A 19,356-nucleotide genomic window follows, 5' to 3' on the forward strand; every position below is an offset into this window, starting at 1 on the left:
GGTGCCGGACCCGGGCACGTCGGACATGGTGCCGGACCCGGGCACGTCGGACATGGTGCCGGACCCGGGCACGTCGGACATGGTGCCGGACCCGGGCACGTCGGACATGGTGCCGGACCCGGGCACGGCGGACGCGGTCAGCGTGGCGGTGCGCTGATCGAGCGGGTCGGACAGCAGGTCGTCCGGGTACGCCCGCAGCTCCCGGCTCACGCTCACGGCGGGCACCGACGATCGCGAGAGTCGCACCCCGTCGCCGACGGCGGTGATCTCCCGCCAGCCGATCCTGTCCTGCTCGAACCCGTCGGTGAACTCCACGTCTCCCGAGGCGCGGACCGCGGCGACGAGCCGGCAGGTCAGGCGGCTGGTCTGGAGACCTCCCTCGCCGGGGGCGTAGGCGAACTCCGAGCTCGCCACTTGCCACGGCACCGCCTTCCCGGCGACCACGAGACGTTGGGCGGCCGCGAGCGCGGCGCAGCGGCGGGCCGCGTACCCGGCGTTGACCTGCGGCTTGGCCTGCAGGGTCGGCAGTTCGGCCAGGTCCACGACGGCGAGGTTGCGTACCTCGGCCGGGGTGATCCGCAGGCCGTTGTAGTGGTTGGCGGTGAACTTGCCCAGCGGGTGCAGCGACGACACAGCCTGGGCCGAGGCGGGCAGCAGGACGCCCGCGCACAGGGACAGCAGCAGGGCCGCCGCCCCGGACAGCAGGCCGAGCCGGACCGGTCTCATGAGAACCTCGCGAGGGCGGAGAGTGACGGATCGAAGCCGGGGTCCACCCGCGCCGGCAGGCCCAGAGCCTGCTCGATCTTGGCGCGGTGGTAGCGGATCAGCGGGTTGCGCCAGCCGGTCGAGGTGGCCTTCTTCGCGTACGGCAGCGCCTCCTCCGGCTTGCCCGCCTTGTACAGGGACCAGGCGAGGACGTCGGCGGAGACGGGGTTGCGGTTGCGGTCGTACTCGGCCCTGGCGTACTTCACGGCCAGCTCCGGGTCCTCGTGGTCGGACGCGAACTCGGCCCGCGTCAGGTTGTCCCGCACCCCGGCGGAATCGAGCAGTTGCCATTGCGCCTTGAGCAGCGTCCAGTCGGGCCGCCCACCGGCTTTGAGCTGGGTCTCGCCCTGCTCGATGAGGTATTGGGGGAGCGGGAGTCGTTCGACGACCCGCCCGTAGATGTCGAGTGCCTCGGTCAGGCGACCGCCGAGCGCCGCGGCCTTGGCCTGGCCGGCCAGGGCCGGCGTGTAGGCGGGGTAGGCCTGGAGTGCCTTGGTGTACCAGTCGTTGGCAGTGACCAGGTCGCCTTCGTGCAGCGCCAGCTCGCCCAGGTAGTAGCGGGCGTAGGCGAGGTCGGCCGGGAGCCAGGCGTCCTGGTGCGCGTAGTCCAGGTACCTGCGGGCCCCGTCCACGTCGCCGCGCAGCTCCGCGGCGTAGGAGGCGCGGGCGAACGCCGCCACCCCCGGGCGCAGGTCCAGCATCTTGGCCACGGCCCGTTCGGCGCCGCGCAGGTCCCCGAGCTGGGTCTTGGCGTCGGCCAGCGCACCGTAGGCCATGGCGGAGCACGGGTTGGCGTCGAGGGCCCGCTCGGCCAGCCGTGCCGCCTCGGCGAACTCGTGGCGGCCGGCCGCCAGGGCGGCCTGGCCCGCCAGCACCGCGTCGTCGCCGGGCTTCAGCTTGGCGGCGGTGTCGAGCGCGCCCTCGGCCTTGGTGTAGTACGACGGGTCGCCGATGATCCTGGCCTGGTCCACGTACTGGGCGCCGAGCTCTGCCCAGCCGCGGTAGTCGCCGGGCAGGCGCCTGAGCCGTTCCTGGAGGGTCTCGGTGTGGGGCTTGGCCGCCGCCGCGGGCTCGGTCGCGGGCGTGGTGGAGAAGGAGACGATCGTAAAGATCATTGCCCCGATGAGGGCGAATCCGGCGAATATCCCGAGGGTGCGCATGTCGAAGGCTCCAGAGCTGGGTGTCGGGACGGCCGGCCGTGACGGGGAACACGGCCGGCCGGCCCTCTCTGTGGCGGCAGACGATGGGAGACGGGGGTCTGCCGCCGGGGTGGACCGGCCGGTTTGGAGAGAGGGAAGCCGGCCGGTCGGGGTCTAGCGCTGGTTCACAGCGACGTTGCTGGGCAGCGGGATGTACGGGAACGACTGCCCGAACGGCTTGTCGTTCTTGTCCACCTTGTCCGTCAGGCCGGGCACGAGCTTGCCGGACTGCGCGGCGCCGGCCACGGCCTGCAGCTCGATGTCCACGACGTCGTCGCCGAGGCGGCGGCCGTTGGGGAAGCCCTGCAGGTCACCGGCCAGGACGCCGAGCCTGTTCGGGTCCTTCGAGGGCGGGATCGACATGTTGAGCCGCAACTGCTCGGAGGGACGCAGCTTGCCCGCGTCCTTGTTGAGCACCTGCGAGTTCAGGTCGGCCTTGATGGGGCCGTTCTGCTTGGCGATGCCGGTCAGGAAGATCTCGACCAGGTCGTTGCGCGGGGTCGCGGGCGCCTTGATGCCGTAGATGGCCTCGAGCAGCCTGGCCACCTCGGGGTCGGTGACCCGCTTGACCAGGGCCGCCACGTCGGCGTCCTTCGACGGGTCCAGGGCGTTGTAGGCGTCCTTGAGTCCGGCGGGCGCGACGACCTCGTTCACCAGCGGGTTGCACAGGCGCGAGACCTGGACGTACCTGCTGCCGTTGAACTTGTCGGTCGTCGAGCAGATGCCGATCACCGGGTTGCGCTTGGGGTCGCCCTTGAGCGCGAGGTCCTTCTGCGGCACCTGGAGGCCGATCGTGTTGACGTTGTAGCCCCTGGTGGTGTCCTGACCGACCTCGGACAGGTTGCCGCCGTAGAGCAGGTCGAACACGCGCAGGTCCAGGAAGAACGCCTCGTCCGACTGGCCGGCGAACGTCTTGCCGCCGTTCGGCAGGTCCTTGATGGACTGGGTGCGCAGGGTGCCGTAGTCGGGCATGGAGGCCGGGCCGACGTTGCTCGGCGCGGCGATGCCGTCGGAGACCAGCGTCTGGGTGCCGCCCGGCGTGATGCGCTTGAGCGTGTAGCGCTGGCGGAAGAGCAGGTTGGGGTCGTTCAGCGAGGTGACGGGGCCGTTGTTGTACAGGAACGTGCTGTTGCCGCGCTTGTCCTCGTCGCGGAACGTCCACTGGTAGGTGATGTCGGTCTTGGCGTCACCATTGTTGTCGATCTTGATGTTGTACCGCGCGCGGGTGTCCCACGGGTAGAAGTTGGGGCCGCCGTTGGGCTCCTGGAATCCGTTCCAGTTGGCCAGCAGGGTCACCGTGTCGGCCTTGTCCGGGCTGACGAACGCGTACACGTCGGTGTTGTCGATCTGCGGCAGACCCGCGGTCATGGGGGCCTCGCGGTGCGAGGAAGCCATGCCGGAGTCGGTACGGAGCACGGCCAACGACGACGCGGCAACCGCTGCGGCGAGGCCAAGTCCGACAAGAGCGCGCCGGTTGATCCGGAGCTCCATTTTCGGTCCTTTCGAAGGGCTGATCGGTTGGTGCGAGGTTCCGGCCGGGTTCCTCGACGCCCTATTCGTCCGTGGGCCGCATCCGGATGTCGGTCTCCTCCTCAAGGAGGAGGGTCAACCAAAGTTGACATACTTAGGTCGTCAATTTAGGTTGACCGGTGTGGATATCGTCATCCCGTTCGTTGGAGCACATCGAGATGTGTCGTGAGAGGAGATGTGGTGATCAAGGAACTGCTCGCCTACGTGCGCCCGCACCGGAAGGTCCTGCTCGTGGGCGGCTTGCTGGGCTTGATCGGATCGGCGGCGGGGCTCGCGATGCCGCTGCTGGCCAAGTACGTCGTGGACGCCTTCGGCCAAGGCGGGTCCATGGCCGGGCCGCTGCTGGGGTTAACCGCGGCGGTGCTGATCGGCGCCGTCGTGTCGGCCGCCGGCAGCTATCTGATGGAGCGCACTGGCGAGGGCATCGTGCTCGGCGCCCGGCGCAGGCTCGTCGACCGGATGCTCCGGCTCAAGGTCGCCGACGTGGACCGGCTCAAGCCCGGCGATCTCCTGTCGCGGGTGACCGGTGACACGACGCTGCTGCGCGCGGTGCTGACCAACGGCATCGTCGAGTCGGTCAGTGCGGCGTTCATGCTGGTCGGAGCCATCGCCTTGATGGTGGCGATGGACGGCGTGCTGCTGCTGATCACGCTGCTCGTGATCGTGGTGATCGGCGGGCTCGTCGCGCTCATCATGCCGAAGATCCAGCGGGCGCAGTCGCAGGCCCAGGAGGCCGTGGGCGAGATGGGAGCGGTGCTGGACCGGGCGCTGCAGGCGTACCGGACCGTCAAGGCGAGCGGCGCGGAGGAGCGGGAGATCGCCGTGGTCGGCGACGCGGCGGTGCGGGCCCGCGACCGGGGGCTGCAGGTCGCCGGGTGGACGTCGCTGGCCGGGGTGGCGACGTGGATGGCGGTGCAGATCGCGTTCCTCGCCGTGCTGGCCGTCGGCGGGGCCAGGGTCGCCTCCGGCGCGCTGGAGGTGTCGTCGCTGATCGCGTTCCTGCTGTACCTGTTCTACCTGGTGCCGCCGATCGGGCAGCTCGTGCAGGGCGGGGTCCAGCTCCAGCAGGGGCTGGCCGCGCTGAAGCGCATCAAGGAGATCGAGGAGCTGCCGGCCGAGCCCGCCGAGCCTGTGGTGGTCGCGAGTGGTGCTGAGCCGGTGGGGGTGACGTTCCAGAACGTCGTGTTCCGGTACGGCGAGGACCGGCCGGTCGTGCACGACGGGGTCAGCTTCGAAGTGCCGCCCGGCGGGCTCACCGCGCTCGTGGGGCCGTCGGGAGCAGGCAAGTCCACGGTGTTCGGCCTGCTCGAACGGTTCTACGACCACCAGGATGGGAAGATCGAGATCGGCGGGCGCGATATCCGCGACTGGCCGCTGGGCGAGCTGCGCGCCGCGCTCGGGTACGTCGAGCAGGACGCCCCCGTGCTGGCCGGCACCCTGCGGGAGAACCTGCTCTTCGCCGCCCAGGACGCCACCGAGGAGGAATTGCGCCGCGCCCTCGCCCGCACCCGGCTCGACGACCTCGTGGCGAGGCTGCCCGAAGGGCTGGAGACCGCGGTCGGGCACCGCGGCGTGCTGCTGTCCGGCGGCGAGCGGCAGCGGGTCGCCATCGCCCGGGCGCTGCTGCGCAAGCCCAGGCTGCTGCTGCTCGACGAGGCCACCTCGCAGCTCGACGCGGTCAACGAGATGCGGCTGCGCGAGGTCATCGCCGAGGTGGCCACGGAGACGACCGTGCTGGTCATCGCCCACCGGCTGTCCACGGTGACGAACGCCGACCGGATCGTGGTCATGGAGAGCGGCGGCGTACGGGCCATCGGGACGCACGCCGAGCTGGTGGGCGCGGACGAGCTCTACCGCGAGCTGGCCGCCACCCAGTTCCTCGTCGGATAGTCGTTGTAGTCTGCGGGTGACATAGATGAATGCCTTCATTCAGGAGGGTCACCATGAGCCGCACCGTGCGCGCGCCGCGAGGCACCACGATCACCGCCAAGGGGTGGCCGCAGGAGGCGGCGCTCCGGATGCTCCAGAACAATCTGGACCCGGAGGTCGCCGAGCACCCCGAGCAGCTGGTCGTCTACGGCGGCTCGGGGAAGGCGGCGCGTGACTGGGCGTCCTACGACGCGCTGGTCAGGACGCTCACCACGCTCGAGGGCGACGAGACGCTCCTCGTGCAGTCGGGGCGGCCGGTCGGCGTGTTCCGCACGCACGAATGGGCGCCGCGCGTCCTGATCGCCAACTCCAACCTGGTGCCCGACTGGGCCAACTGGGAGGAGTTCCGGCGGCTGGAGGCGGCCGGGCTCACCATGTACGGGCAGATGACCGCCGGGTCGTGGATCTACATCGGCACGCAGGGCATCCTGCAGGGCACGTACGAGACGTTCGCGGCCGTCGCCGCCAAGCGGTTCGGCGGGACGCTGGCCGGCACCATCACGCTGACGGCGGGGCTGGGCGGGATGGGCGGCGCCCAGCCGCTGGCCGTCACCATGAACGGCGGCGTGGCCATCTGCGTCGACTGCGATCCGCGCTCGGTCACCCGCCGCATCGAGCACCGCTACCTCGACGTGGAGGCCGCCTCGCTGGATGAGGCGCTGCGGCTGGCGTACGAGGCCCGCGACGCGCGGCGGCCGCTGTCGATCGGGGTCGTGGGGAACGCCGCGGAGCTGGTGCCCGCGTTGCTGGCCCGCGGAGCAGAGATCGACATCGTGACCGACCAGACCTCCGCCCATGATCCCCTGATGTACCTGCCGCTCGGCATCGCCTTCGAGGACATGGCCGCGGCGCGGGAGAAAGATCCCGCGGGGTTCACCGAGCGGGCTCGGACCTCGATGGCGCGGCACGTGGAGGCCATGGTCGGGTTCAAGGACGCGGGGGCCGAGGTCTTCGACTACGGCAACTCGATCAGGGGCGAGGCGCGGTTGGCCGGCTACGGGCGGGCCTTCGACTTCCCCGGGTTCGTGCCCGCGTACATCAGGCCGCTGTTCTGCGAGGGCAAGGGGCCGTTCCGGTGGGCGGCGCTCAGCGGCGACCCCGCCGACATCGCCGCCACCGACCGGGCCATCCTGGAGCTCTTCCCCGAGAACGAGCCGCTCGCCCGGTGGATCAGGAAAGCCGGGGAGAAGGTGCACTTCCAGGGGTTGCCCGCGCGCATCTGCTGGCTGGGATACGGCGAGCGCAACGTGGCCGGGGAGCGCTTCAACGACATGGTGGCCTCGGGAGAGCTTCAGGCGCCCGTCGTGATCGGGCGCGACCATCTGGACAGCGGGTCCGTCGCGTCGCCGTACCGGGAGACCGAGGCCATGGCGGACGGGTCGGACGCGATCGCGGACTGGCCGCTCCTGAACGCCCTGCTCAACACGGCCTCGGGGGCGGCATGGGTGTCGATTCACCATGGGGGCGGGGTCGGGATCGGGCGGTCCATCCACGCCGGTCAGGTGACGGTGGCCGACGGCACGGCGCTGGCCGGGGAGAAGCTGAACCGGGTGCTCACCAATGACCCTGGGACGGGCGTCATGCGGCATGTGGACGCCGGCTACGAGGAGGCCGCCGAGGTCGCCGACGCGCGTGGTGTCCGCATCCCGATGCGGGAGTCCTGACGTCCCCGTCCCGGTTGCGCCGAACCGCACTGCACGTCGTCTCGCCGCCGCGGCCCTGGGAGGGCGTGGCGCGCAGGCGGGGGCCTCGGCCGAAGTAAGGCCCAGCCGGTGCATGGGTGTGGGATGAGAATGCCGGGCAGACGACGTTGGAGGTGGCGTGGGCGACGGATATCACGGTGGGTTGGGTGTGCTGCTGGATGGCCGGAGGTTGTCGCCCGTGCAGCGCAGAATCGCGCACTACCTCGGCGAGCACCTGGACGAGGCGATCTTCCTGTCCAGTGTCGAGCTCGCCGAGCGGGCCGGGGTCAGCCAGCCGTCGGTGACCAGATTCGCCATGGTGCTCGGTTTCGCCGGATATCCGGAGCTACGCCAGGCGCTGCGGCCCCTCGTGCTGGGCGGCGGGGTGCCCGAGCCGCAGGAGAGCCTGCTGCGCGGCGCCATCGACTCTGAGATCCGCAACCTGGCCGTGGTGCGGGAGCGCCTGACGGCGTTCCCGCTCAAGGAGCTGGGCGAGCAGCTGGCCGCCACCGAGCCCCTGCCCGTGCTGGGCCTGCGGGTCTCCTGCGGGCTGGCCACGACGTTCGCCTACTACGCCCGCCGCATCCACCCCGACGTGCGGCTGCTCACCCACGGCGGTTCGGAGCTGACCGACGGGTTGCACGCGGCGCGGCGAGCCGGGGCGGAGTGGCTGGTGGCCGTGGTGTTGCCGCGTTATCCCGCGGAAGCGGTGCAGGCCCTGGACTACGCGGAAAAGCTCGGGCTGAGGGTGGCGGCGATCACCGACAAGCCGGATTTCCCGGCCGAGGTGGTGCTGGACGCGCCGGTCGGCGACCGGCTCGTGTTCGACTCGCATGCGGCGCCGCTGGCTCTCGCCATGGCCCTGGTGGAGGCCATGGCGGACGCGGCGCCGCTGCGTACGCAGGCCCGGCTCGACGAGTACGAGCGGATGACCGACGAGACCGGCGCGTTCCTACCCGGCGATCTTGCCTAGCGACCGCATCGACCAGATCGTGGTCACCACCGCCAGCACGATGAACAGCGCGAACGCGATCGGGATCGAGGAGTCGGACAGCTGCCCGGCGAACAGCGCCCGCCCCGCCTCCACCGCGTGGTAGAGCGGATTGACCGGCGCGATCGCCTTCATCCATTCGGGCGCGAACGAGATGGGCACGAACAGCCCGGCCAGCAGCATGATCGGCAGCATGAACAGGTTGAGCGTCTGCGACATGCCGTTCTCGTCCCGGATGGTCAGCGCCAGCCCTTGCGACAGGCTGGAGGCGAACAGGCCGGTCGCGGCCATGAGCACCAGCACGAGCACCAGCTCGACGGCCCCGATGCGCACGCCCATCGCGATCGCCACGATCAGCACCAGGATCGCCTGGAGGACCAGCTGGACCATGTCCTTGGCCACCCGCCCGAGCACGATGGCCGGTCGCCACGCGGGGCTGACGGCGTAGCGTTCGATCGAGCCGCCGCGCAGCTCCGCGATCAGCCCGAACCCGGAGAACATCGACCCGAAGACGGCGATCATCATCATCGCCGCCGGGGTGAACATGCGCAGGGCGTCGACCGTCGTGCCGCCGGGCGTCATGGTCTTCAGCAGGGGAGCGAACATCACCAGATAGAGCACCGGCTGCAGGATGCCGAACAGCGGCCAGATCGGATTGCTGAACGACTTCTTCAGCTCGTAGCCGGTGAAGAGGGCGGTGTGGCGGATCATGCGGCGGCTCCGGTGTCGCGCAGGGATCGGCCGGTCTTGGCCAGGAACACGTCGTCGAGCGTGGAGCGGTCGAGCGCGATCGAGCTCAGCTTCACGCCCTGCTCTTCCAGCGCCCGCAGCAGCGCGGGCAGCGTGTGCTCGCCGTCGTCCACGTAGACGCGCAGCAGGTCCTCGTCGAGTCGGGTCTCCCGGGCGAGCGGCCCGAGCGTCTCGGCCGCCCGCGCGGGATCGTCGACCCTGAGCGTGATCACGTCGCCGGAGACCTCGCGCTTGAGCGCGGCCGGGGTGCCCTCGGCCACGACCAGGCCGTGGTCGACGATCACCAGCCGGTCGCACAGCGCGTCGGCCTCGTCCAGGTAGTGGGTGCTGAGCAGCACGCTGGTGCCCGACTCGCGGAGCTGCTCGATGCGGTCCCACAGGTTGGCCCGGTTCTGCGGGTCCAGGCCGGTGGTGGGCTCGTCGAGGAAGAGCAGCGGCGGGTTGTGCACCAGGCCGATCGCGATGGCGACCCGCCGCTTCTGGCCGCCGGAGAGCGTACGGCCGGGGCGGTCGGCGATCTCGGTGAGATCGAAGCGCTCCAGCACCTCGGCCGTCGCCTGCTTCGGATCGGCCACGGCGTGGATCTTGGCGGCCATCATGACCTGGGCCCTGGCGCTGGTCGTGTCCTCGACCCCGCCGGCCTGGCTCACGTAGCCCAGCCGGCTCCTGACGGCGGCGGGCTCCTTGAGCAGGTCGTGCCCGGCGATCACGGCCGTGCCCGCGTCGGGGGTGATCAGCGTGGCCAGCATCCTGATCGTGGTGGTCTTGCCGGCGCCGTTGGGCCCGAGCACGCCGAAGATCTCGCCTTTCTCGATCCGCAGGTCGACGCCGCGCACCGCCTCGACGGTCTGCGGGCCCTTGCGGCTCCTGGTGGTGAACGTCTTCTTTAAGTCGTGCGCCTCAACGATCATGAGACTCCTTGGATGAAATTCACGGCAGTTCGTCTGCCTCGACGCGCGGAATCGCCTTTTCGATCCAGTCGAGCTGGGCCTGGAGCATGGCCCGCGTCAGCAGCAGGTTTTCGCGGATGTGGCCAGGGGCGCCGTGGTGGTGCTTGAGGTCCATGATGTGGCCCATCGTGTCGACGCCCATCTTGAGCTGCGCCATCCTGCCATGCAGAGCGCTCAAAAGCTCTTGCTTTTCCAGCTTGTCCATGAACGTCAGCGCCACCTGGAACGGGTCGATGATGGGTCTGACCTCGTGCCAGGCCTTCAGCAGCAGTCGCTGGAACTCCTCGTGGCCCGCCTGCGTGATCGCGTAGACGCCCTTGCCGCCTTTGCCCGCCTCGACGAGCTCCAGCAGGCCCTCGTCGGCCATCTTGCCGAGTCCGTGGTAGATCGAGCCGTAGGCGACGCTGGCCCAGACGTCGGCGCTCATCCCCTCCAGTCGCCTGCGGACCCCGTAGCCGTTCATGGGGCCGTTGAGGAGGACGCCCAGGATCAGGACGCGCATCGATGACATGGGTTCAAGTTTGTACTCAAATTTGAGTAACCGTCAACATCAATATGCTGACCCTCATGACTGAACGACCTACGGCGCTGGTCACCGGCGCTTCCCGGGGCATCGGCGCGGCCGTTGCGAGGGCGCTGGGGCCCACGCATCACGTCATCCTGGGCGGGCGGGACGAGAGCGCGCTCGCCGAGGTGGCGGCGGAGCTGCCCGAGGCGCGGCCATGGCCGGTGGAGCTGACCGAGATCACGGAGGCGGACGTCGCGGGCATCGAGCGGCTCGACGTGCTGGTGCACTCCGCGGGCATCGCCGAGCTCGGCAGGATCGCGGACCTGCCCGCCGAGGTCTGGCGCCGCACCATGGAGGTGAACGTCGTCGCGGTGGCCGAGCTCACCAGGCTGCTGCTGCCCGCGCTCAGCGCGGCCCGCGGCCACGTCGTGTGCGTCAACTCGGGCTCCGGCCAGCGGGCGAACCCCAACTGGGCCGCCTACGCGGCCAGCAAGTTCGCCCTGAAGGCCTTCGCCGACGCGCTGCGGCTGGAGGAGCCCGACCTCAGGGTGACCACCGTCTACCCGGGCCGGGTCGCCACCGACATGCAGCACGAGGTGCGCAGATACGAGGGCGGCCCGTTCGAGCCCGGCAAATACCTGCGGGCGGAGAGCGTGGCGCGGGCCGTGCTGGCCGCCGTCATGGCGGGCCCCGACGCCCACCTCACCGAGCTGACCCTGCGACCGGCGGCCGGGCCCGTCAGCTGAACGACGTGCGGATATCTATTCAGCTCTCCGAGCCATCGGCTCGGCAAGAGAACGCTGAATGGATCCATTCACTACAGTGGGTCCATGCTTGAACCACTCGCGCGCATAGGACGGGACCCGGCGACCGGCGGCTACGTCAGGGACGCCTGGTCGGAGGCCGACATGGAGCTACGGGAGTGGTTCGCGGGGGAGGCCGCGCGACGGGGCCTCGACCTGCGGGAGGACCGCAACGGTAACCTCTGGGCCTGGTGGGGCGACCCGGCCGGCCGGCCCGGCGTGGTGACCGGCAGCCACCTCGACTCCGTGCGGCAGGGCGGCGCGTACGACGGTCCACTCGGCGTCGTCTCCGCCTTCGCCGCCCTCGACCTGCTGAAGAGCCGCGGTGTGACGCCGGGGCGGCCCGTGGGCGTGGTCTGCTTCACCGACGAGGAAGGCGCCAGATTCGGCGTGCCGTGCATGGGGTCGCGGCTGCTGACGGGCGCGATCCAGCCGGACAGGGCGCTCGCGCTGACCGACGACGACGGCGACACCCTGGCCGACGTCATGGCCAGGGCCGGGCGGAAGCCGCACGGGATCGGGCGGGACGACGAGACGCTGGCCACCGTCGGCACGTTCGTGGAGCTCCACGTCGAGCAGGGCCGCGGGCTCGTCGACCAGGGACGGCCGGTGGGCGTGGCGAGCGCGATCTGGCCGCACGGGCGCTGGCGGTTCGACTTCCGCGGCCGGGCCGACCACGCGGGCACCACCAGGCTGGCCGACCGCGACGACCCGATGCTGCCGTTCGCCCGCATGGTGCTGGCCGCCCGCGCGGGCGCCGAGCGGCACGGCGTGGTGGCCACGGTCGGCAAGGTGCGCGTCTCGCCCGGCAACGCCAACGCCGTCCCCGGCCTGGTCTCCGCCTGGCTGGACGCCCGCGGGGCGGACGAGCGGCACGTGCGTGAGCTGGTGGCCGAGCTGGCGGAAGGGCTGGACGTGCGGGAAGAATCATGGACGCCGGTGGTCGGCTTCGACGCGGAGCTCAGGGACCGGCTGGCCCGGCTGTCGGGCGGCGAAACGCCCGCGCCGATCCTGCCGACCGGCGCCGGGCACGACGCCGGGATCATGGCCGCGGCGGGCGTGCCGACCGGGATGTTGTTCGTCAGAAACCCCACCGGCGTGTCCCATTCCCCCGATGAGCACGCCGAGCAGGCAGACTGCGAGGCGGGAGTCGTGGCACTGGCGAACGTGCTGGAGGATCTGTGTCGCTGACGTACTGGTGCGAGCAGGCCTGGCTGCCCGACGGCGTCGCGGGCGACGTGATCGTGGTGGTCGAGGGAGACAGGATCGCGCGGATCGGCCAGGGCCCGCCGCCCGCCGACGCAGAACGGCTGGCCGGGATCACCGTTCCCGGCCTGGCCAACGCCCACTCGCACGCGTTCCACCGTGCGCTCAGAGGCGCCGCGCAGGAGGGCAAGGGCGACTTCTGGACCTGGCGCGATCGGATGTATGAGGTGGCCGCCCGGCTCGACCCCGACACCTACCTGCGCCTGGCCACGGCCGTGTACGCCGAGATGGCGCTGGCCGGGGTGACCTGTGTGGGCGAGTTCCACTACCTGCACCACGCGCCGGGCGGCAAGCCGTACGACGACCCCAACGCCATGGGCCACGCGCTCGTCCAGGCCGCCCGCGACGCCGGGCTGCGCATCACGCTGCTCGACACCTGCTACCTGTCCGGCGGCATGGGCGCGCCGCTGACCGGCGCGCAGGTCCGCTTCGGCGACGGTGACGCCGAGCGCTGGGCCGTCAGGGCCGATGAGCTGGCCGCCTTCTACGAAGGTCAGGGTGACGTGGAGATCGGCGCGGCCATCCACTCGGTGCGTGCGGTGCGGCCCGAGCAGATGCCGGTCGTCGCCGAGTTCTCCCACCGGTACGCGGCGCCCCTGCACGTGCACGTCTCCGAGCAGCGCGCGGAGAACGCGGCCTGCGTCGAGATGTACGCCGCCACGCCCGTCCAGCTCCTGCACGAGCACGAGGCGCTGGGACCGCGCTCGACCGCCGTGCACGCCACCCACCTGACCGACGTGGACGTCGAGCTGCTCGCCCACTCGGGCACGCACGTCTGCATGTGCCCCACCACCGAACGCGACCTCGCCGACGGCATCGGCCCCGCCAGGACCCTCGCCGACCGGGGCGCGCCGATCACGCTCGGCTCCGACAGCCATGCCGTGATCGACCTGTTCGAAGAAGCCAGGGCGGTCGAGCTGGACGAGCGGCTGGCCAGCGGGAAACGCGGCCACTGGTCCGCCGCCGACCTGCTCGCCGCGGCCACGACCGCCGGCCACACCTCGCTCGGCTTCCCCGACGCGGGCATGCTCGTGCCCGGCGCCCGAGCCGACCTGGTCTCGGTGCGCCTCGACTCCGTGCGCACGGCGGGCGCGAGAGGAGCGGAGGCCGTGGTGTTCGCCGCCACGGCGGCCGACGTGCACTCGGTGGTGTCCGGCGGGCGGCGCGTCGTCGAGGACGGCAGGCACGTGTTGGGCGACGTCGGATCTCTGCTGGCCGAGGCGATCGGAGCACTGCGATGACCACGACCCTCATCGACGGCATCGGGCTGTTGTACACCGGCGACCCGGAGCGAGAGGAGATCCCCGACGCGGCGCTGGTCCTGGCCGACGGCCTGGTGACCTGGGTGGGTCCCGCCGCGCGGGCCCCTGACGCCGACGAGCGAGTGGACGTGCGAGGGCGCGCCGTCATCCCCGGCTTCGTCGACAGCCACGCGCACCTGATCTTCGCCGGCGACCGGACGGCGGAGTTCCGGGCCCGGATGTCCGGCGAGCCCTACACCGGGGGCGGCATCAGGACCACGGTCGCCGCCACCCGGCAGGCCGGCGACGCCGCACTGGCCGCCCGCGCCCGTGCCCTGGTGACCGAGATGCGCGCCCAGGGCACCACCACCGTGGAGATCAAGAGCGGCTACGGGCTGACGGTCGAGGACGAGCGGCGCTCCCTGGAGATCGCCACGGGGCTGACCGGCGAGACCACCTTCCTGGGGGCGCACGTGGTGCCGGCGGACATGGATGCCGACTCCTACGTGCGGCTCGTGGCCGGGGAGATGCTGGAGGCGTGCGCGCCGTACGCCAAGTGGGTGGACGTGTTCTGCGAGCGCGGGGCGTTCGACGGTGACCAGACGCGGGAGATCCTCAGCGCCGGGATGAAGGCGGGGCTCGGGGTGCGGGTGCACGCCAACCAGCTCGGTGAAGGGCCGGGTGTGCGGATCGCCTGCGAGCTGGGGGCCGCCTCGGCCGACCACTGCACGCACCTGACGCCCGCGGACGTGGACGCGCTGGCGTCCTCGGAGACGGTGGCGACGTTGTTGCCGGGGGCCGAGTTCTCGACCAGGTCGCCGTATCCGGACGCCAGACGGCTGATCGACGCCGGGGTCACCGTGGCGCTGGCCACCGACTGCAATCCGGGGTCCTCCTACACCTCGTCGATGGCGTTCTGCGTGGCGCTGGCCGTGCGCGAGATGCGCATGACGCCGCTGGAGGCGATCAGGGCGGCCACGTACGGCGGGGCGCGCGCGTTGCGGCGCACGGACGTAGGGTGGCTGCGGCCCGGAGCCCGCGCGGACCTCGTCGTGCTCGACGCCCCCTCATACGTGCATCTGGCCTATCGGCCCGGCGTTCCCCTCGTTCACCAGGTGCTTCAGGGCGGTCTCCTCCTTGAGGAGGACATCCAGAACCCTCCCTCGGACGTAGTGCTTTAGGGAATCTTTGCATCTGGCCGGACGTTGGCCGGATATAGAACGCAGCTGCGGAACGAGGTGCCTGGGGATGGCAAGGCCTACGGGGAGTCGCACGCAGGAGCAGCACGTCGCGGATCGAGATCTGCTGGGGACATACCTGGCGGAGATCGGCCGGGTCCCGTTGCTTACAGCGGAGGAAGAGGTGGAGCTCGCCAAGCGGATCGAAGCGGGACTCTTCGCCGAGCAGTTGCTCGACAGCGGGGGCTCGGAGCCGCGCATCGGGGATGCGGCCGACGAGGAGCTGGAGCGCCTGGCCATCTCGGGTCAGCGGGCGAAGGACGAGTTCATCCAGGCCAACCTCCGGCTGGTGGTGGCGGTGGCCAGGAAATACTCGGGCCGGGGGATGCCGCTCATCGACCTCGTCCAGGAGGGGAACCTTGGCCTGGTGCGGGCGGTGGAGAAGTTCGACTACCAGCGCGGATACAAGTTCTCCACCTACGCGACGTGGTGGATCAGGCAGTCGGTGGGGCGGGCCATCCACGAGCAGGCGCGGCCGGTGCGGCTGCCGACGCACGCCGGGGAGCAGATGACCCGGCTGATGCGCGTCCGCAGGGACATGCTGGCCGAGTTCGACGCCGAGCCGACCGATGACGATCTTGCCGAGATCCTCGACCTGCCCATCGAACGGGTGCGTGAGCTGCGGCGCTGGGCCTCCGATCCCGTCTCACTCCAGCTGGGGGTGGGCGACGAGGACGAGACCGAACTCGGCGACATGATTGCGGACGACACGTGGGCCGATCCCGAGCAGCAGGCGATCGACATCCTGGAGCGGGAGCGGCTGGAGCTGTGGCTGACCGGGCTCGAGGGGCCGACCAGCGAGATGTTGCGGTGGCGCTATGGGCTATTGGACGGGCGTGAGCACACGTTGACCGAGGTCGGGGAGCGCTACGGCATCGGCCGCGACCGGGCCCGGCGCATCGAACGCGACGCCTTGGCTCGCCTCCGCAAGATGGCCACGGCCGCCGCCTGACCCCCTTCTTCCGCAGCCGCCGGCTCCGCTCCTCCGGACCCGGCGGCTCACCTTTTGCCCGCCGGCTGGGGCCTACACAGCCGCTTCGGAGCAGCCGCGTCATGTGCTGCCACCCCATGCGACGGCGGAGGCCGGCGTGCGCCGCGCCGGCGGGGCGTGGCGCGGTGGGGGCCGGCGGCTGTAGCGGTGCTCAGCCACCAGTGGGGTGGAGGAGCCGGCGGAGGAATTCTTCGACGGCCGCCTCGGCGGCGGCGTGGTCGCCGCCCCGCGCCACCAGCAGGACGCTCTCGTTGATGGCGGCCAGCAGCATGTGCGCGTGCAGGTCCAGAAACTCCGCGGGCACCGCCTTCGTGCCCTTCAAGGCCGCTTTCAGCATGCCGAACGAGTAGCGCTCCTCCATGGCCCGCCACCGCTCCCACCCCAGCACCGCAGGCGCGTCGATGAGGACGATCTGCTTGATGACCGGGTCCCCGGCGAGCCTGATCCAGGCCAGGACCCCGGCCCTCAGTGCGGCGGCAGGGTCGGTGATGCCGTTCACCGCCTCCATGATCTTTACCTGCACGGCCGACTCCGTGGCCTCGAGCACCGCCTCGAACAAGACGTCCTTGCCCGCGTAGTGGTGGTAGAGCGCCCCTCTGCTCAGCCCCGTCTCCTGCAGGACCGTCTCGATCGAGGTGTCGTCGTAGCCCCGCTCGGCGAACAGCCGCGTGGCGATGGCCAGGACCTTGTCGCGGGTTGCCGCGCCGCGCTCCGCCTTGAGGTTCATGGACTCACTGTAGACAAACCGACTGTCAGTCGGTAATTTCATAGACCGACAGTCGGTTTGTAATCCGATGTGGAGGTCAACTGTGGACGGCATCAACTACGTGGACGTCGGGCAGGGGCCGGTGGCGCTGTTCGTGCACGGCGTCGGGACCAGCTCGTACCTGTGGCGCAACGTCATCGCCGAGCTGCGCGACGAGCGCCGCTGCGTCGCCATCGACCTGCCGCTGCACGGCGGCAGCGCGCCGCGCGAGGACCTGTCGATCCCCGCGCTCGCCGAGGCGGTGGAGGAGCTGTGCGAAGAGCTCGGCCTCACCGACGTGGATCTCGTCGCCAACGACACCGGCGGCGCCGTCGCCCAGATCTTCGCGGTACGGCACCGCGAGCGACTCCGCACGCTCACCCTCACCAACTGCGACGTGCACACCAACACCCCGCCGAAGGCGTTCGAACCCACCGTCGAGCTGGCGCGAAGGGGCGAGTTGGCCGAGCTCACCGCAGCCGTGCTCGACCAGCCGGAGCTGGTGGCCCAGACCGCCTTCGGTGAAGGTTACGAGCGGATCGACGACCCCGACGCGCTGGTGGAGGCGTATCTCCGGCCGATCTTCGCCAAGCCGGACGGCGGCCGGGCCTTCGAGCGCATGCTGGCCTCCCTCGACGCCAAGGACATGATCGCCATCGAACCGCAGCTCACCGTGCTGACCGTGCCGACGCTCGTGGTGTGGGGCACGGGCGACGTCTTCTTCGACGTGAGCTGGGCCCGCTGGTTGCGCGACACGATCCCCGGCGTCAGAGAGATCGTCGAGATCGAAGGCGGCCGGTTGTTCTTCCCCGACGAGCGGGCCGCCGAGCTGGTGCCGCATGTGCGGCGCTTCTGGGCGGCTCAGGAGTCATAGGCTGCCTTGCGTGCATGTTGAGACGCTGCGTCGTTATCCGGTCAAATCGATGCTTGGTGAGGAGATCGCGGAGAGTGAGGTGACCGAGCGCGGGCTGGCCGGTGATCGCGCGCGGGCGGTGCTCGATGTCGCCACCGGGAAGATCGCCAGCGCGAAGAACCCGCGGCTCTGGCGGGATCTGCTGACTATCGAAGGGGCACGCGTCCCAGACGACGCGGAGTTGTCCCGGCTGCTGGGGCGCGCGGTGCGGCTGATCGACGTGCCGCCGGAGGGTGCCGAGTTCGAGCGCTCCGTTCCCGAGCGGGTGCTGGCCGAGGGCATCGAGGCGGAGGTGCCGCACACCGTCGGCACGCTCGGGGCCGCTTCGCCCGGCGGCACGTTCTTCGACTTCGCGCCGGTGCACCTGATCTCGACCTCGGCCGTGGAGCGGATCGGCGCGCTCAGCCCGCGCGGGCACGTCGAGGTCCTCCGCTACCGCCCCAACCTGATCATCGCGACAGGCCCGGCGGGCTTCCCCGAGAACGACTGGGTGGGCCGGGAGCTGCACGTGGGTGGCGACGTGGTGCTGGAGGTCATCGTGGCCAGCCCGCGTTGTGCCGTGCCGACGCTGGCGCACGGGGCGCTGGGGCGGGATGTCGAGGCGCTGCGGACGGTGGCCAGGCACAACAGGGTGCCGGTGTTCGATATGGGACCGCAGCCGTGCGCGGGGGTCTACGCGCGCGTGCTGCGGCCCGGCCGGATCAGGAAGGGCGATCCGGTGCGTCTCGGCTGAGCCGGGCCGCGGTGCGTCGCGCCCGGCCCAGGCTCGTCTGGCTCAGGCCAGGGGCGCGAGGTACTTGTCCAGGTCGTCGAGGATCTTGCCGGCGGCCGTGACGCCGATGCCGAGCATCCAGATCTCGTCGTCCACGTTGTGGGCGTTGCCCGACTTGACCGCCTCCAGGTTCTTCCACAGCGGCCCGCCGGTCACCGTGGCCTGCGACTTGGCGGCGGCCTCGCCGTACGCGCTGTAGAAGATCGCGTCGGCTTCGGCCTTGGCGATGTTCTCCTGGCTCAGCTTGCCGAAGCGCTTGTCCTGCTGGTCGGCGAGCTGCTGCGCCGCGGGCCTGGGGATCCCGGCGTCACCCACGACGATGCCGCTGAACGACTCGGGGCCGTAGACCCGGATTTCGGTCGGCATGAACCGCACGATGCCGACCTCCAGCTTCGAGAACTTCGCGCCGACCTCCTTGGCCCGCGTCTCATAGGCGGACAGCGACTGCGTGGCCTGGTCCTTCTTGCCCAGCGCCTCGGCGTCGAGCAGGAAGTTCTCCTTCCAGGTGACGCCGACCTTCTCGGTGAACACGGTGGGCGCGATCTTGCTGAGCTTGTCGTAGAAGGCGGCCTGCCGGAACTTGGAGCCGAGGATGAGGTCCGGCTTGAGCGCGATGATGGCCTCGATGTTCGGGGCCTGGAGGGTACCCACCGCCTTGGTGGCGGACAGGGCCGAGCCCAGGTAGGCAGGCCACTTCTGGTTCTCCTGGGCCTGCGCCGCGCCCACGGGCGCCAGGCCGAGCGTGACCATGGTGTCGAGCTTGTCCGTGTCGAGGACCACGACGCGCTGCGGGGTCATCGGCACCTTCGTCTCGCCCATGGCGTGCTTGACGGTCCTGGTGGGGCCCGTCTCCTGGGAGGAGGTGGAGGTTCCGCACGCGGCGAGGGCGAGCAGGGGGAGCGTGGCGGCGACGGCCAGGCGGAGACGCATGAGCATTCCTTGATCATTTAGGTTAGGCAACCCTAAGTATCTCATGCCGGAAATTGCCGCGCAGGAATGGGATCTGTGAGACGTCCGAAACGTACCTGAAACACCCGTCCGGCGAGATTCACGAATGTGAAACAAGCCTGGTCGCGCCACGAA

17 protein-coding genes and 1 pseudogene are annotated in these 19,356 nt (G+C 70.6%); 10 read left to right on the forward strand and 8 right to left on the reverse strand.

Annotation, left to right across the window (positions count from 1 at the left end; translation table 11 throughout):
- The 3 genes and pseudogenes from ACTWQA_RS45015 to ACTWQA_RS45025 all read right to left on the reverse strand — a co-directional run.
- A pseudogene (locus tag ACTWQA_RS45015) lies at window positions 1-726 on the reverse strand (hypothetical protein); the annotation flags it as partial.
- The gene (locus ACTWQA_RS45020; protein WP_443165002.1) at window positions 723-1,880 is read right to left on the reverse strand and encodes a tetratricopeptide repeat protein; all 1,158 of its coding nucleotides are present in this window, start codon (window positions 1,878-1,880) and stop codon (window positions 723-725) included. The gene ACTWQA_RS45020 and the pseudogene ACTWQA_RS45015, both read right to left, overlap by 4 nt.
- 198 nt (window positions 1,881-2,078) lie before the next feature.
- Window positions 2,079-3,455 carry a DUF4331 domain-containing protein gene (locus ACTWQA_RS45025; protein ID WP_443165003.1) on the reverse strand — a complete coding sequence of 459 codons (1,377 nt, stop codon included), beginning with the start codon at window positions 3,453-3,455 and terminating at the stop codon, window positions 2,079-2,081.
- A 219-nt stretch (window positions 3,456-3,674) separates the two neighbouring features.
- On the opposite strand from ACTWQA_RS45025, the gene ACTWQA_RS45030 reads away from it, so the two are divergent.
- The 3 genes from ACTWQA_RS45030 to ACTWQA_RS45040 all read left to right on the forward strand — a co-directional run bounded on the left by ACTWQA_RS45030 (window position 3,675) and on the right by ACTWQA_RS45040 (window position 8,078).
- Window positions 3,675-5,384, forward strand: coding sequence for an ABC transporter ATP-binding protein (locus ACTWQA_RS45030; protein ID WP_443165004.1), 1,710 nt, complete (start codon window positions 3,675-3,677; stop codon window positions 5,382-5,384).
- 53 nt (window positions 5,385-5,437) lie between these two features.
- A complete protein-coding gene (hutU, locus tag ACTWQA_RS45035) occupies window positions 5,438-7,087 on the forward strand; it encodes a urocanate hydratase (protein ID WP_443165005.1) in 1,650 nt (549 codons plus the stop codon).
- Between the two features lie 157 nt (window positions 7,088-7,244).
- On the forward strand, window positions 7,245-8,078 hold the full coding sequence (locus ACTWQA_RS45040) for a MurR/RpiR family transcriptional regulator (protein WP_443165006.1): 834 nt from the start codon (window positions 7,245-7,247) through the stop codon (window positions 8,076-8,078).
- Here the strand turns inward: ACTWQA_RS45040 and ACTWQA_RS45045 are convergent.
- Genes ACTWQA_RS45045 through ACTWQA_RS45055 form a run of 3 tightly spaced genes read right to left on the reverse strand, consistent with a single transcriptional unit; the run spans window position 8,058 to window position 10,307 of the window.
- Window positions 8,058-8,807 carry an ABC transporter permease gene (locus ACTWQA_RS45045; protein WP_443165007.1) on the reverse strand — a complete coding sequence of 250 codons (750 nt, stop codon included), beginning with the start codon at window positions 8,805-8,807 and terminating at the stop codon, window positions 8,058-8,060. The two genes, ACTWQA_RS45040 and ACTWQA_RS45045, sit on opposite strands and share 21 nt — an antisense overlap.
- Window positions 8,804-9,757: an ATP-binding cassette domain-containing protein gene (locus ACTWQA_RS45050; RefSeq protein ID WP_327584835.1), complete on the reverse strand. Its 954-nt coding sequence runs from the start codon at window positions 9,755-9,757 to the stop codon at window positions 8,804-8,806. Before ACTWQA_RS45050 ends, ACTWQA_RS45045 begins: the two co-directional genes overlap by 4 nt.
- Window positions 9,758-9,776: 19 nt before the next feature.
- Complete coding sequence (locus tag ACTWQA_RS45055; RefSeq protein WP_327584834.1) at window positions 9,777-10,307, reverse strand: PadR family transcriptional regulator; 531 nt, start codon at window positions 10,305-10,307, stop codon at window positions 9,777-9,779.
- 56 nt (window positions 10,308-10,363) lie between these two features.
- Here ACTWQA_RS45055 and ACTWQA_RS45060 point away from each other — a divergent pair, with 56 nt between their 5' ends.
- The 5 genes from ACTWQA_RS45060 (at window position 10,364) to ACTWQA_RS45080 (ending at window position 15,804) form a co-directional block, all read left to right on the forward strand.
- Entirely contained in the window at window positions 10,364-11,050 is a 687-nt protein-coding gene (locus tag ACTWQA_RS45060) for an SDR family oxidoreductase (RefSeq protein WP_443165008.1), read from the forward strand.
- Window positions 11,051-11,134: 84 nt separating this feature from the next.
- Window positions 11,135-12,298, forward strand: a complete 1,164-nt coding sequence (locus ACTWQA_RS45065; protein WP_443165009.1) for an allantoate amidohydrolase — start codon at window positions 11,135-11,137, stop codon at window positions 12,296-12,298.
- Complete coding sequence (locus ACTWQA_RS45070; RefSeq protein WP_443165010.1) at window positions 12,289-13,614, forward strand: formimidoylglutamate deiminase; 1,326 nt, start codon at window positions 12,289-12,291, stop codon at window positions 13,612-13,614. Before ACTWQA_RS45065 ends, ACTWQA_RS45070 begins: the two co-directional genes overlap by 10 nt.
- Window positions 13,611-14,795, forward strand: a complete 1,185-nt coding sequence (gene hutI / locus ACTWQA_RS45075; protein WP_443165011.1) for an imidazolonepropionase — start codon at window positions 13,611-13,613, stop codon at window positions 14,793-14,795. Before ACTWQA_RS45070 ends, hutI begins: the two co-directional genes overlap by 4 nt.
- Before the next feature lie 67 nt (window positions 14,796-14,862).
- The gene (locus ACTWQA_RS45080) at window positions 14,863-15,804 is read left to right on the forward strand and encodes a sigma-70 family RNA polymerase sigma factor (RefSeq protein WP_443165012.1); all 942 of its coding nucleotides are present in this window, start codon (window positions 14,863-14,865) and stop codon (window positions 15,802-15,804) included.
- A 190-nt stretch (window positions 15,805-15,994) separates the two neighbouring features.
- Here ACTWQA_RS45080 and ACTWQA_RS45085 read toward each other — a convergent pair whose 3' ends face one another.
- Window positions 15,995-16,570, reverse strand: coding sequence for a TetR/AcrR family transcriptional regulator (locus tag ACTWQA_RS45085; protein WP_443165013.1), 576 nt, complete (start codon window positions 16,568-16,570; stop codon window positions 15,995-15,997).
- An 82-nt stretch (window positions 16,571-16,652) separates the two neighbouring features.
- Between ACTWQA_RS45085 and ACTWQA_RS45090 the strand changes: the two genes are divergently transcribed.
- Both ACTWQA_RS45090 and ACTWQA_RS45095 read left to right on the forward strand, forming a co-directional pair.
- The gene (locus tag ACTWQA_RS45090; RefSeq protein WP_443165014.1) at window positions 16,653-17,462 is read left to right on the forward strand and encodes an alpha/beta fold hydrolase; all 810 of its coding nucleotides are present in this window, start codon (window positions 16,653-16,655) and stop codon (window positions 17,460-17,462) included.
- A 10-nt stretch (window positions 17,463-17,472) separates the two neighbouring features.
- The gene (locus ACTWQA_RS45095; RefSeq protein ID WP_305918269.1) at window positions 17,473-18,234 is read left to right on the forward strand and encodes an MOSC domain-containing protein; all 762 of its coding nucleotides are present in this window, start codon (window positions 17,473-17,475) and stop codon (window positions 18,232-18,234) included.
- A 42-nt stretch (window positions 18,235-18,276) separates the two neighbouring features.
- Here ACTWQA_RS45095 and ACTWQA_RS45100 read toward each other — a convergent pair whose 3' ends face one another.
- Window positions 18,277-19,203, reverse strand: coding sequence for an ABC transporter substrate-binding protein (locus ACTWQA_RS45100; protein WP_443165015.1), 927 nt, complete (start codon window positions 19,201-19,203; stop codon window positions 18,277-18,279).
- Between the last annotated feature and the right edge of the window lie 153 nt (window positions 19,204-19,356).

It is taken from the genome of Nonomuraea sp. 10N515B (assembly GCF_052245915.1).
GTDB lineage: Bacteria > Actinomycetota > Actinomycetes > Streptosporangiales > Streptosporangiaceae > Nonomuraea.